The 13,113-nt window shown below is 67.1% G+C and carries 13 protein-coding genes and 1 pseudogene; 5 read left to right on the top strand and 9 right to left on the bottom strand.

The genetic code is table 11. The features are described from left to right. Together ACOJTB_RS18080 and ACOJTB_RS18075 are read right to left on the bottom strand one after the other, a co-directional pair. Window positions 1-94 (bottom strand): annotated as a pseudogene (locus ACOJTB_RS18080) (SixA phosphatase family protein); the annotation flags it as partial. Between the two features lie 177 nt (window positions 95-271). Then, the gene (locus tag ACOJTB_RS18075) at window positions 272-1,117 is read right to left on the bottom strand and encodes an AAA family ATPase (protein ID WP_420103914.1); all 846 of its coding nucleotides are present in this window, start codon (window positions 1,115-1,117) and stop codon (window positions 272-274) included. A 249-nt stretch (window positions 1,118-1,366) separates the two neighbouring features. On the opposite strand from ACOJTB_RS18075, the gene ACOJTB_RS18070 reads away from it, so the two are divergent. Beyond that, window positions 1,367-3,160 (top strand): cation:proton antiporter domain-containing protein, encoded by a 1,794-nt coding sequence (locus ACOJTB_RS18070; protein ID WP_420103913.1) that lies wholly within the window; start codon window positions 1,367-1,369, stop codon window positions 3,158-3,160. On the opposite strand, the gene ACOJTB_RS18065 is transcribed toward ACOJTB_RS18070, so the two are convergent. Both ACOJTB_RS18065 and ACOJTB_RS18060 read right to left on the bottom strand, forming a co-directional pair. Beyond that, the gene (locus tag ACOJTB_RS18065) at window positions 3,096-4,208 is read right to left on the bottom strand and encodes a glycosyltransferase family 4 protein (protein WP_420103912.1); all 1,113 of its coding nucleotides are present in this window, start codon (window positions 4,206-4,208) and stop codon (window positions 3,096-3,098) included. The genes ACOJTB_RS18070 and ACOJTB_RS18065 overlap by 65 nt on opposite strands. Continuing rightward, window positions 4,208-5,038, bottom strand: coding sequence for a UDP-2,3-diacylglucosamine diphosphatase (locus ACOJTB_RS18060; protein WP_420103911.1), 831 nt, complete (start codon window positions 5,036-5,038; stop codon window positions 4,208-4,210). The genes ACOJTB_RS18065 and ACOJTB_RS18060 overlap by 1 nt, the downstream gene beginning before the upstream one ends. A 145-nt stretch (window positions 5,039-5,183) precedes the next feature. On the opposite strand from ACOJTB_RS18060, the gene ACOJTB_RS18055 reads away from it, so the two are divergent. From ACOJTB_RS18055 to ACOJTB_RS18040, 4 genes are all read left to right on the top strand, one after another. Then, complete coding sequence (locus ACOJTB_RS18055) at window positions 5,184-5,963, top strand: SDR family oxidoreductase (RefSeq protein ID WP_420103910.1); 780 nt, start codon at window positions 5,184-5,186, stop codon at window positions 5,961-5,963. Window positions 5,964-6,205: 242 nt separating this feature from the next. Beyond that, entirely contained in the window at window positions 6,206-7,129 is a 924-nt protein-coding gene (locus tag ACOJTB_RS18050; protein ID WP_420103909.1) for a DMT family transporter, read from the top strand. 125 nt (window positions 7,130-7,254) lie between these two features. Further along, window positions 7,255-7,875 (top strand): helix-turn-helix domain-containing protein, encoded by a 621-nt coding sequence (locus ACOJTB_RS18045; protein ID WP_420103908.1) that lies wholly within the window; start codon window positions 7,255-7,257, stop codon window positions 7,873-7,875. A 189-nt stretch (window positions 7,876-8,064) separates the two neighbouring features. Next, window positions 8,065-8,469 (top strand): (R)-mandelonitrile lyase, encoded by a 405-nt coding sequence (locus ACOJTB_RS18040; RefSeq protein WP_420103907.1) that lies wholly within the window; start codon window positions 8,065-8,067, stop codon window positions 8,467-8,469. 46 nt (window positions 8,470-8,515) lie between these two features. On the opposite strand, the gene ACOJTB_RS18035 is transcribed toward ACOJTB_RS18040, so the two are convergent. From ACOJTB_RS18035 to ACOJTB_RS18015, 5 genes are all read right to left on the bottom strand, one after another. Further along, window positions 8,516-8,707, bottom strand: coding sequence for a hypothetical protein (locus ACOJTB_RS18035; RefSeq protein ID WP_420103906.1), 192 nt, complete (start codon window positions 8,705-8,707; stop codon window positions 8,516-8,518). A 26-nt stretch (window positions 8,708-8,733) separates the two neighbouring features. Further along, entirely contained in the window at window positions 8,734-8,964 is a 231-nt protein-coding gene (locus ACOJTB_RS18030; RefSeq protein WP_420103905.1) for a hypothetical protein, read from the bottom strand. Between the two features lie 85 nt (window positions 8,965-9,049). Then, on the bottom strand, window positions 9,050-9,994 hold the full coding sequence (locus ACOJTB_RS18025) for a c-type cytochrome (protein WP_465248413.1): 945 nt from the start codon (window positions 9,992-9,994) through the stop codon (window positions 9,050-9,052). A 171-nt stretch (window positions 9,995-10,165) separates the two neighbouring features. Beyond that, window positions 10,166-10,597 carry a c-type cytochrome gene (locus ACOJTB_RS18020; protein ID WP_420103904.1) on the bottom strand — a complete coding sequence of 144 codons (432 nt, stop codon included), beginning with the start codon at window positions 10,595-10,597 and terminating at the stop codon, window positions 10,166-10,168. 128 nt (window positions 10,598-10,725) lie between these two features. Further along, on the bottom strand, window positions 10,726-13,035 hold the full coding sequence (locus tag ACOJTB_RS18015; RefSeq protein ID WP_420103903.1) for a xanthine dehydrogenase family protein molybdopterin-binding subunit: 2,310 nt from the start codon (window positions 13,033-13,035) through the stop codon (window positions 10,726-10,728). Window positions 13,036-13,113: the final 78 nt, after the last annotated feature.

Genomic DNA, 13,113 nt, shown 5'->3' with positions numbered 1-13,113 from the left:
CCTCCCGCCCGCGCGCCGCCAGCGGCCGGTCGCGATCGGCGACGCCGGCCGGCCAGTTCGATTTTGCGTGGCGGAGCAGCATGAGGCGGAGCATGGCAGGCATCTAACCATCGATGGACGGTTTTGCGAGAGCCGCAGCCCTTTCCGTCATTGCGAGCGCAGCGAAGCAATCCAGGGGGACTGGACTGAACGGCTCAACTCCGCCCCCCTGGATTGCTTAGTCGCTGCGCTCCTCGCAATGACGGTGGAAGCCCTGCAACAGGGGCCCCCTTCACCGCCCCTCGCGCCGCGCCATGAAGGCGAGCTTCTCAAACAGGCTCACATCCTGCTCATTCTTGAGAAGCGCGCCGTGAAGCGGCGGAATGACCTTGCGCGGATCGCGCTCGCGCAGCACCTCGGGCCCGACATCGTCGGCGACGAGCAGCTTCAGCCAGTCGAGCAGCTCGGAGGTGGAGGGCTTCTTCTTCAGCCCCGGCACCTCGCGCACCTCGAAGAACAGCTTCAGCGCCTCCTCCATCAACCGCTTCTTGATACCCGGAAAATGCACCTCGACGATCTTCTGCATCGTCTCGGCATCCGGGAAGCGGATGTAGTGGAAGAAGCAGCGCCGCAGGAAAGCGTCCGGCAGCTCCTTCTCGTTGTTGGAGGTGATGATGATCACCGGCCGCTGCGCGGCGCGTACGGTTTCACCCGTCTCGTAGACATGGAACTCCATGCGGTCGAGCTCGAGCAGGAGATCGTTGGGGAACTCGATATCGGCCTTGTCGATCTCGTCGATCAGCAGCACCGGCCGCCTCTCGGAGACGAACGCCTCCCACAGCTTGCCGCGCTTGATGTAGTTGGCGATGTCGCTGACGCGCGGATCGCCGAGCTGGCTGTCGCGCAGGCGGCTGACCGCATCGTATTCGTAGAGCCCCTGCTGCGCCTTGGTGGTCGATTTGACATGCCAGGTCAGCAGCGGCGCCCCGAGCGCGGCCGCAATCTCCTCGGCCAGAACGGTCTTGCCGGTGCCCGGCTCGCCCTTGACCAGCAGCGGGCGTTCCAGCCGGATCGCGGCGTTGACCGCGACCGTCAGATCCTCGGTGGCGACGTAGTTCTCGGTGCCGGCAAAGCGCATGAAGGGTTCCTCGGCGGGCGCACGGGAGGGAATGCGAGCCTGACCCGTCTCGCATGGAAGCGCCACGCTAGACCAGCGCAGACGGAGGCGAAAACTGCTTTCGGATCATCCTCTGAAGGATTGCGGCTAAGCGCGTGGCCCGCAAGGCGAATTCTTTCGCGATCGGCGGATTCAAAGGTTGTGCTGCGGTGCCGCGAGCCGCCACAATCGGCCACGTTCCCGCACTCGCGAATCGCAAGGTCCGGCCCCTTGGCCTCTTCAGTCGATCCTGCCGCCTACAAGGATGTCGTCGTGGTTCTGGCCACGGCGGGCGTCATCGTGCCGATCGCCAAGAGCCTGAAGATCAACTCGATCATCGCCTTCATCGCCTGCGGCGCGCTGCTGGGGCCCTTCGGGCTGGGCGGTCTGGTCTCGACGATCCCGCTGCTGAGCACCGTCACCGTGTCCAATGCCGAGGCGCTGGCCGGCCCGGCCGAGCTCGGCGTCGCCTTCCTGCTCTTCGTGATCGGGCTCGAGCTCTCCTTCGAGCGCCTGATGACCATGCGCAGGCTCGTCTTCGGTCTCGGCCTCGGCCAGGTGGCCCTGAGCGCCGGCGCGGTCGGCCTCGTCGCCTATGCCTTCGGCCAGCCGGCCACGGCGGCGCTGATCATCGGCTTCGGCCTCGCGCTGTCTTCGACCGCGATGGTGGTCGAGCTTCTCGCCGCCAAGAAGCGCATGACGACATCGGCCGGGCGCGCCAGCTTCGCGGTGCTGCTGTGCCAGGACCTGGCGGTCATCCCCCTGCTCTTCCTCATCGGCGTGCTCGATTCGCAGAAGGGCGGCGGCTCGCTCCTCGCCGGTCTGGCGCAGGCCTTCATCCAGGCCGCCGGAGCCATCGCGGTCATCGTCGTCATCGGCCGGCTGGCTCTGCGTCCGCTGTTCCGGCTCGTCGCCGCCAGCAATTCTGCCGAGAGCTTCATGGCGGCGACGCTGCTCACCGCGCTCGGCACCGGCCTCATCGCCGCGGCGGCGGGGCTGTCCATGGGGCTCGGCGCCTTCATCGCCGGGCTGCTGCTCGCCGAGACCGAGTTCCGCCGGGCGATCGAGGTCACGATCGAGCCGTTCAAATCCCTGCTCATCGGGGTCTTCTTCCTCACCGTCGGCATGGGCGTGAACCCCGCGGAGATCGCCGGCAACCCGGTCGCGATTCTCGCCATCGCCCTGGGGCTCCTGGTCGCCAAGATCGGTATCGTCTTCGTCCTCGCGCGGCGCTTTCGTCTCTCCACCGCCACGGCGCTCGAGACGGCGATCATGATCAGCCCGGGCGGCGAATTCGCCTTCGTGCTGCTGAATGCGGCCACCGGCGCGCAATTGCTGGGGGCGCGCGCCGCCAACATCGTGCTCGCCTCCGTTTCGCTCACGATGATCGCCCTGCCCTTCCTGGCGCGCCTCGCCCGCCATATGGCGCAGAAGCTCGCCGCTCCCGTCATCCTGCCGGACGAGGCCAAGATCCTGCCGCCGGACGACCATGCCGCGCGTGCCATCGTCGTGGGCGGCGGCCGTGTCGGACGTCTCGTCGCTTCCATGCTCGACGAACACGGCAAGTCCCACATCATGATCGACCAGGATGCCGCGCTGATCACGACGCAGCGCCGCGCCGGTCGCCCGGCCTTCTATGGCGACGCCACGAAGCCGGATTTCCTGAAGCTCTGCGGCCTTGAGGAAGCGACGGCCCTGATCGTGACGATCGACAATGTCCGCGCGGTCGACGAGACCGTGCGGGCCGCCCGCGCGATCAGGCCGGATATCGTGATCGTCGCCCGTGCTCGCGACGCCGCCCATGCCCGCCATCTCTACGAGATCGGCGTCAACGACGCGGTACCCGAAACGATCGAGGCGAGCCTGCAATTGTCGGAGGCGGCGCTGGTCGGCCTCGGCGTGCCGATGGGCCTCGTCATCGCCTCCGTCCATGAGCGGCGGGACGGCTTCCGTGCCCAGCTCAAGCCGGCTGGTGCTGCCGCGGAGCGAGCGCTTCCGCGCCACGCCCGTTCGCGAAGGCTTTGACCGGGGCCTCGCCGCCCGCTGCGCCGGTCTGTGGGAGCAACCCAGCCGTCTCTGCGACCTTGCGGATATGCCCGTAGAACTGGCCGGCGCTGGCGCTCCAGCTGTAGCGCGAGGCCAGCTCCAGAGACCAGTCGCGCGGAATGCGAAGCGCATTCATCGCCGCCCTGCGCAGATCCTCGTCGAGGATCGCCGCCTGGCTGCCGGCGAAGACGTCGCGCGGCCCCTGCACCGGGAAGGCCGCGACCGGCAAGCCGCTGGCGGCGGCCTCCAGCAGCACGATGCCGAACGTATCGGTCAGGCTCGGGAACACGAAGACATCGGACGAGGCATAGATCGCCGCCAGATCCTCGCCCTCCTTGGTGCCGAGAAAATGCGCATCCGGATAGGCGCGCGCGAGATCGGCCCGGGCCGGCCCGTCGCCGACCACCACCTTGCTGCCGGGCAGTCTCAGCGAGAGAAACGCCTCGAGATTCTTCTCGACCGCGACGCGCCCGACGCTGAGGAAGATCGGCCGCGGTAGATCGAGCACGCTCTGCCGGCGCGGGTGGAACAGGCTGAGATCGACGCCTCGGCCCCAGCGCACGATATTGGTGAAACCATGCCCGCGCAGTTCGTCCTCGACCGTCGGCGTCGAGACCATCACAGCGGCGGCCGGGGCATGGAAGCGGCGCAGCAGACCGTAGCTCCAGCTTTCGGGAATCGGCCAGCGCGCGGCGACATATTGCGGGAAGCGGGTGTGGTAACTCGTGGTGAAGGGACGCTTCTGCGCGATGCAGACCGCGCGCGTCAGCCAGCCGATCGGCCCCTCGGTCGCGATATGGATGTGATCCGGTCCGAATTCCGCGATCCGCGCCGCCATCGCGCGCCGCGTCGCGAGCGCCAGGCGGATGTCGGGATAGCTCGGCAGCCCGATCTGGCGGAAGCCCTCGGGCGTAAGCGCAGCGGCGGTGGCGCCGAAATCCGGCGCGGCCTCGATCATGCGCTCCAGCGAACGCACCACCCCGTTGATCTGCGGCCGCCATGCGTCGGTCGCGATCAGAACGCGCATCAGGCTGCCTCGACGAGGTCCGGCAGGCGCACGGGCCGGGCGGCGGCAGCGGCTGGCGCAGCCGCCTCGCCCCTGATCCGGCCCTGCGGCCAGGTGATCATCTCGAAGCGGCCGTCATGATGCTCGACGAAGGCGGTGCAGCTCTCCACCCAGTCGCCGGTGTTGATATAGGTCAGCCCCTCGATCTGGCGATAGGCGGCATGGTGGATATGGCCGCAGATGACGCCGTCGGCCTGGTGCCGGTCCGCCTCGCTGGCGAGGCAGGTCTCGAACTCGCCGATGTAGTTGACCGCGTTCTTGACCTTGCGCTTGGCCCAGGCGGAGAGCGACCAATGCGGCAGGCGAAGCACCCTCCGCACCCGGTTGATCGCCATGTTGAGCGCCAGCGCGACCGTATAGGCCCAGTCGCCGAGCAGAGCGAGCCATTTGGCGTTGCGCACGACGAGGTCGAACAGGTCGCCGTGGATGACGAGGAAGCGCTTGCCGTCCGCCGTCTCGTGGATCACCTCGTCGACGAGAGTGATGCCGCCGAACTGCAGCCCGGTGAAGTCCCGCAGGAAGTCGTCGTGGTTCCCGGTGACGTAGATCAGCTTGGAGCCCTTGCGCACCTTGCGCAGCAGCTTCTGGATGACGTCGTTATGCGACTGGGGGAAATACCAGCCGCTCTTCAGCCGCCAGCCGTCGATGATGTCGCCGACCAGATAGATCTGCGGGGCATCGTATTCGCGCAGGAATTCCAGCACGAGATCGGCCTGCGCCCCGCGCGTGCCCAGATGCAGGTCGGAGATGAAGATGGCGCGAACCTGCTTCGCATTGTCCTCGTCGCTCATCGACCGGCCCCCATCGTTGCGATGAGTGGGGCGTGTGACGGATTTGCGTTGCGCTTTGATGACGGCCCCGCCAATCCATGGTCATCTCGCCCGACTCGCCACTGCCGCGGCATGGCCGACGGGCGTTCTTTGACGGAGACATCGCATGGATCTCGGGATTTCCGGCCGTACGGCCATCGTCTGCGCGTCGAGCAAGGGGCTCGGCCGGGGCTGCGCCGAGGCACTGGCGGAAGCGGGCTGCACCGTCGTGATCAACGGGCGCAGCAGCGAAACCCTGGAACGGACCGCGGCGGCGATTCGCGAGCGCACCGGTGCGACGGTGCTCGCCGTCGTGGCCGACGTGTCGACCAAGGCCGGGCAGGATGCGCTGCTCGCCGCAGCGCCCCAGCCGGACATCCTCGTCAACAACAATGGCGGCCCGCCGCCCAAGCCCTTCCGCGAGGTCTCGCGCGAGGCCCTGCTGGAAGGCGTCGTTCAGAACATGGCGACGCCGCTGGAGCTGATCCAGCGTGTCATCGACGGCATGGTCGAGCGCAAATTCGGGCGAATCGTCAACATCACCTCGGCGAGCGTCGTCACCCCGCTGACGGGGCTGGACGTCTCCTCGGCGGCCCGCGCCGGCCTCACCGCCTTCCTCGCGGGCGTCGCGCGCGAGGTCGCCAGCTCCGGCGTCACCATCAACAACATCCTGCCGGGCGTCTTCGACACCGACCGGATCAAGAGCTCGGTCGGCAAGATGGCGCAGATGCAGAACATCAGCGTCGAGGAGGCCACCAAGCGCCGCCTCGCCTCCGTTCCGGCCGGCCGCCTCGGCACGCCGGAGGAGTTCGGCAAGCTCTGCGCCTTCATCGCCAGCGGCCATGCCGGCTACATCACCGGCCAGAACTTCCTCATCGACGGCGGCGCCTTCCGCGGCACGTTCTGAGCCTCAGACCGCCATCGCGAGAAGCGAAGCGACGAAGCCATCCAGGGCGATCGGGCTCCACGTCCACTGGATAGCTTCGCTGCGCTCGCAATGACGAGCGGTGCGGCTCCGGTCGCTTTCGATCGCCCCCAGCCGCCTAGCGGCCCTGCGAACTCCGCGCTTCGCCAGCCTGCCAGGCCATGGTCTAAGGGCGGGCGGTTTCGCCCGAAACCGTCGCCCTGCCCTCCCGCCGGCCAGCCGTCTTGTCCCCCCTCCTCGGCATTACCTGCAAGCTGCTTTCCGCTTTGGCGTTCACGCTGATGTCGGGCGCGATCAAGTCGATCTCGGCACGCTATCCGATCGGCGAGATCGTCTTCGCCCGCTCATTCTTCGCGATGATCCCGCTCCTGATCTGGCTCGCCTGGCGGGCCGAGCTGCCGGCGGCGTTGAAGACCGGCAATCTGCGCGGCCATCTCAAGCGCGGCATCATGGGCTCCACCGGCATGTTCTGCGGCTTTGCCGCGCTGCATTTCCTGCCGCTGTCGGAGGCCGTGGCGATCGGCTACGCAGCACCGCTCGTCGTGGTGGTGCTGGCCGCGCTGATTCTCAAGGAGCGGGTGCGGATCTATCGCTGGAGCGCTGTGGCGGTCGGCTTCCTCGGCGTGCTGATCATGCTCTCGCCGCATCTGGGCGCAACCGCCCATCCGCTCGGCTCGGCCGCCACCATCGGCGCCGCGCGCGGCCTCGGCGGCGCCTTCTTCTCCGCCTTCGCCTCGATCGAGGTGCGCCAACTCACCGAAACCGAGCGCACCGGCGCCATCGTCTTCTATTTCATGATGCTGACCAGCCTGCTCGGCCTCTCCACCAGCCTGCTCGGATGGACTGCGCCCGGCTGGGCGGATGGCCTGCTCATGATTCTGATCGGCATCCTCGGCGGCCTCGGCCAGATCTTCCTCGTCCAGGCCTATCGCTATGGCGATGCCTCGCTGATCGCGCCCTTCGAGTATTCGACCATGCTCTGGGCGGTTGCGATCGGCTGGTTCTGGTTCGGCGAATGGCCGGCGCAGACCATCCTGCTCGGCGCCGTGATCGTCATCGGCTCGGGCATCTACGTCATCCTGCGCGAGCATCAGCTCGGCCTCGCCCGCCGCGCCCAGCGCGAAGCCGGCCCCAGCCGCATCACCTGAGCGACCGCAACCTCTCCCCTTTGCCCTTGCCCGCACTTGCCCAAAGACCGCCAAAAGGGCATGGTTCGTTCGTTAAAACGATCACCGCAGCGGCGGCGATCCGGCAGCGGCGGGCAAGGCGGAACATGGGCATCGAAACCAAGGAACGCGGTGGTCGCGAGCTGGAATCGGGCGCCCAGGTCATCTCCGGCCAACTGGGCAAGACCATCCAGCGCCTGCGCAAGGCCTATAACTTCTCGCTCTCCGATCTCGCCGAGCAGTCCGGCGTCGCCAAGTCGATCATCAGCCAGATCGAGCGCAACGAGACCAATCCCACCCTGGCGACGATCTGGCGCCTCTCCCAGGCGCTCGACATCTCGATCGAGCGTGTGCTCTCCAGCGGCGAGGAGGAGGCCTTCATCGAGAAGACCACCCGCGCCGACACGCCGATCCTCGTCTCCGAAGACGGCAAGCTGCGGCTCGCCATCGTCGGCTGGATCAAGACCGTCGAATGGCTGCAATGGTACGAGGTCACGGCCGAACCGGGAGGCGAACTCGATTCCGAGGGCCATCAGCGCGGCTCGATCGAATCCCTCTCGGTCACCGCAGGCGAGTTCGAGGTCGAGGTCGGCGACATCGTCCAGCGCGCCAAGGCGGGCGAAACCCTGCGTTATCGCTGCGACCGCCGCCACATCGTCCGCTGCGTCGGCACCGAGCCCGGCGCGGCGCTGATGGTCTGCATCCTCAAGGCGGCGGTGATGGAGTAAAGGGCGGCCATTCAGCGCTCGGCATGGTCGGAAGAGGCGCGGGTCATCCCGGACGCAGCGAAGCGGAGATCCGGAATCGATGCCGGAGCGCTGCCCGTTGAGGTTCAGGCATGGGTCCCGGGTCTCCTTTCAGTTGCCCGGGATGACCCGCTCGTTTTCAAATCCGATCGCCCTGCGAGGAACATCGCCATGGACATCCGCCGCGCCGGCTCTCAGCCCTCGGGACAGGGGCCCGCCGAATACTTCACCGGCCAGGTCCGCATCGACCCGCTCTATAATCCGCCCGAGCCCGCCCGCATCGCGACCGCGCTCGTCACCTTCGAGCCCGGCGCCCGCACCGCCTGGCACACTCATCCGCTCGGCCAGACCCTGATCGTCACCGCCGGCTGCGGCTGGGCCCAGCGCGAGGGCGGCCCGGTCGAGGACATCCGCCCCGGCGACATCGTCTGGTTCCCGCCGGGCGAAAAGCACTGGCACGGCGCCACCGCCACCACTGCGATGACCCATATCGCCCTCCAGGAAAAGCTGAACGGCTCGGCGGTGGACTGGCTTGAGCCCGTCAGCGAGGAGGATTATGGTCTGGGGGCGGCGTGAGCCGCTAGGCTCCGCCAGGATCCAGTCTGCTATCGGTCCGTTGCAGTCATTCGCTTCCGCATTCGCGACGGCGTTGATCGCTGTCGAAGATGTACTGCGGAGCCGACTGATCCATGCACCGGCTGATGTGTTCGTTCATCGAACGCATAGCCATGACAAAAAGGAAGTGGCCGACGCTGACAGCGATCAGAAGTGCTACAGCTAAAGCGAGCGATTTGCGCCAAGCTAGCACGCGCATCGTCCAAATCCTGGCAGACCTCAAAGCTACGCCTTCCGAGCGTCTTCTAAAAATTGCCGTCCGACGTCGGTCCAATCACCTCTGATGCGGTGTCCACCCTTGAGTGAGACGAGACCGTAGCCGGCGAGTACGGTAAGCGCAATCTCGCCTGCACTCATGGCCATACTATCCAATTCAGTGTCTTCTATGCAGTGAACGAGATACTGGGCGACCATCAGTGCTAGCGGTTGAAGAAGCTGGCGCTCTGTCTCGTTCATCGCAACCTTCTATGCCAGAAGTCGAATATTGGCAGTCAGTTATTATCCGCGTCACTTGTCGGCTTCCGACCCTTAGCGGCCGCTCCTAGCCTCCCCCGCCCTGCGGCCTCACCGGCCCCTGAACCGCCGGCAGCGATTTCAGATACTCCGCCATCGCGGCCCGGTCGGCATCCGACAGTTGCGCGGTGTTGCGCACCACATCGGCCATCGAGCCGCCGACGCTGTCGAAGCTGGGGGTGAAGCCGGTCTTCAGCAGCTCGGCGATCTCCTCCTTCGACCATTTGCCGAGCCCGTTCGCCTCGTCCTGCGTGATGTTCGGCACCCAGCCCTTGCCCTCGGGGTCCGGCCCGCCGGCGAAGCGCGTCGCCGCGACGATGGCGCCCAGCGCATTGCGGTTGGAGTGGCACTCGGCGCAATGGCCCGGACCGTTGACGAGATAGGCGCCGCGGTTCCAGCTCTCGCTCTTCGCCGGGTCGGGCTGGAACGGCCCGGCCTTGAAGAACAGCAGCTTCCAGCCGCCGACCAGCCGGCGGATGTTGAAGGGGAAGCTGAGATCATGCGGCGCCGCCTTGCCCTCGACCGGCGGCAAGGTGCGGATATAGGCGAAGAGGTCAGCCAGCGCCTTGGGCGGGATCAGCCGGTAGGAGGTGTAGGGGAAGGAGGGATAGAGATGCTCGCCCTGCCGGCCGACGCCGGCCGCCATCGCATCGACGAAATCCTGCACGCCCCAATTGCCGATGCCGTCGCGGGTGTGGGGCGAGATGTTCGGCACATGGAAGGTGCCGAAGGCGGAGGTGAGCGCGAGCCCGCCGCCGAGCCGCGTGCGATCCTCCTGCCCGGGCGTGGCATGGCAGGAGGCGCAGCCGCCGGCGGCGAAGAGCAGCTTGCCGTTCTCGACATCGGCGGCCGGCAGCGCACCGACCTCGGGCGCCGGCGAGACGATCCGCGGATCGGTCAGCAGCCAGAAACTGCCCAGGCCCAGCGCCGCCAGCACGACGAGAGTGACGAACAGGCGGCGCAGCAGCAGCATCACGATCTCCAGAGGCGAGGTTGAAGAGTGGACGCTGGGCAGGGCCAGAGCAAGGTTGGAATGAGACGAGCGTCGAAGAGGCGAGAACAGCGCGGGGAACCCTCTCCCTATGGGGAGGGTTCCCCGCGCATCGATCTCGAAAGAAGGTCAAACGTGAGGGCTCGCCGCCCCTCACTTCTTGATGCGATAGACCTCGTGGCAGGTACCGCAATTCTTCGTGGCGGCACCAAAGGCGGTGCGGAAGCCGGCGAGATCGGTGACGGCGGCGCCGGCCTGCGCATCCGCCTCGAACTTGGCGAGGGCCGCCTTGAAGCCGGCCTGATCCTCCCAGATCTTCGGAGAAGCGGTGGTGTCGCCGCCGGTCTTGGACGATTCGGGGAAGAGGCCGCCGAAGGTCTTGGCCGAAGCGGCATAGGTCTTGAACACGCCCTGCGCCTTGGCCGCGTCGAACGGCACGTCGCCCTTGGCCATGGCCGCGCCCTCGCGGGTCGCGCCGCCGATGGCCTTCATCGCCTGCTGGCGCTCGGCGATCGGGTTGGACTGGGCCATCACGGCGGTGAGGCCGAACCCGAGGCCGGCGACGACGAGAACGGTTCGGATCATGCGTTTCCCCTTGCAGCAGCAGCGCTCGAAGCGGTGCCTTGGAATGGTTCCAGATCACCGCATCGACACGACACTGCCAAGTCGCTTTTGCGTGAAGCCGTTTGCGCTTCCGCAAATCCGGTCTTGCGTCAAAGCGGGTAGCCCGCCTCCTTCAGCGCGCGGAACAGCTTGAGCGGGGTCGCCGGCATGTCCATCGCCTTGATCCCGGCCGCACGGTCCAGCGCGTCCACCACCGCATTCATCACCGCCGGGCAGGCGCCGATGGCCCCCGCCTCGCCCGCCCCCTTCACGCCGATGGCGTTGGTGACGCAGCGGACATTGCGCGTCTCGAAATGGAAGTTCGGGACGTCGATGGCGCGCGGCAGCGCGTAATCCATGAAGGTCGCGGTCAGCATCTGGCCTTCCGGATCGAAGCGGATCTCCTCCATCAGCGCCTGGCCGATGCCCTGCACCGCTCCGCCATGCACCTGCCCCTGCAGCATCAGCGGGTTCAGCGTCACGCCGAAATCGTCTACCACGACATAGTTGAGGATCTCGGTGTGGCCGGTGCCGGGGTCGATCTCCAGCTCGCACACATGCGTGCCGTTCGGATAGGTCGCCTCCGGCGGCTGCCAGCTCTGATGCACCTTGAGCAGCTCGGGCGTGGCGCCCGGCAGCGCCGCGATGGCGGCCAGATCCAGCGCCTTGTCGGTGCCGACGATCCGCACGGCGCCATCGGCGATCTCCAGATCGCCCACCGCCGCCTCGAGCTTCTCGGAGGCCAGTTGCTTCAGGTTGTCGGTGAGGATGCCCGTCGCCTTGTCCAGCGCAGCACCGCCCACGGGGATCGAACGCGAGCCGCCGGTGCCGGAGCCGGTCTCGACCCGGTCGGTGTCGCCCTGCACGACGCGGATGCGGTCCATCGGGATGTCGAGATGCTGCGAGACCAGCTGCGAATAGGCGGTCTCGTGCCCCTGCCCATTCGACTGGGTGCCGATCAGGACGGTCACCGTGCCGTCCTTCTCGAGGATCACGGTCGAGCTTTCCGGCCCGCCGCCGCCGCAGGCCTCGATATAGCTCGCCATGCCGATGCCGCGGATCTTGCCGGCCTTCTTCGCAGCGGCATGGCGGGCCTTGAAGCCCTTCCAGTCCGCCACTTCCATGGCGCGGCGCATATGCCCCTCGAACTCGCCGGAATCATAGACGGGTCCGGTCTGCGTCTTGTGTGGCATCTCCGTCGGCTTGACGAAATTCAGCGCGCGCACCGCGTCCGGCGTCTTGCCGATCTCGCGGGCGATGGCGTCGACCAGCCGCTCGATGAGATAGGCCGCCTCTGGACGGCCGGCGCCGCGATAGGCATCGACAGGGGTGGTGTGAGTCAGCACGCCGCGGAAATGCACATGCACGGCCGGGATGTTGTAGCAGCCCGGCGTCATCGTGGTGCCGACCCACGGGATGAAGGGGCCGTATTGCGAGAGCCAGGCGCCCATCTCCGCCGAAAGATCGACCTTGAGCCCGATGAACCGGCCCTTGGCATCGAGCGCCATGGTGGCGGTGGCGAGATTGGCGCGGCCATGGGTGTCTGCGAGAAAATGCTCGGTGCGATCCGCGACCCAGCGCACGGGGCGCTTCAGCTTCTCGGCCGCGATCATGGCCAGCGGATATTCCCGATAAAGGAAGATCTTGGTGCCGAAACCGCCGCCGACATCCGGCGTCACCACGCGGATGCGCTTGGGGTCGACCTTGAGCACATAGGTCGCGATCAGGTCTCGCATGCCGTGGCTGCCCTGGCTGCCCAGAGTGAGCGTCCAGCGCTTTTCGGCCTTGTCGTAATCGGCGATGCAGGCGCGCGTCTCCATGTAGTTGGAGGCGAGGCGGTTGTTGACGACGGTCAGCGAAACCGTGCGCGCCGCCTTGGCGAAGGCCTTCTCGGTCTTCTCGCGGTCGCCCTGCTCGGCCTCGAAGGCGATGTTGCGGGCCCGGTCGGGCCAAACCTGCGGAGCGCCCTCTTCCAGCGCCTCCGCGATGCCGGTCACGGCCGGCAGAGGATCCCAGTCGATCGCGATCGCCTCGGCCGCGTCGCGGGCCTGCGCCAGCGTCTCGGCGACGATGAAGGCCACGGCCTCGCCGACATGGCGCACCGTATCGGTCGGCAGCACCGGCACGGGCAGGGACTTCACCGGCTCACCGGAGAGCGTCTTGATCAGCCCCTTGCAGGGCAGGTCGCCATAATGCGCCACATCCGCGCCGGTCAGGATCAGTTTGACGCCCTTCAGCGCGCGGGCGGCGGCGGTATCGCTGATCGTGAACCGCGCATGGGCATAGGGCGAGCGCAGCACATAGGCGTGCAGCGCGCCTTCGGCCGCGATGTCGTCGGTGTAGCGCCCGGTGCCGGTCGTCAGGCGCTGGTCCTCGACACGGCGCACCGGCTGGCCGAATCCGAATTTCATGGGGCGCATGGAGGCTGTCCTCGACTTGTTCGAAGGCCAGAGTAGAAGCTGAATCGCCGCGCCGCCAGCCCCGCCGCGTCACAGGCG

Origin of the sequence: Allobosea sp. (assembly GCF_048595345.1) — a bacterium.
In the GTDB taxonomy this organism is placed as follows: domain Bacteria; phylum Pseudomonadota; class Alphaproteobacteria; order Rhizobiales; family Beijerinckiaceae; genus Allobosea.
Note: the sequence above shows the minus strand (reverse complement) of the source record. Positions and strands in the feature narration are given on the sequence as shown.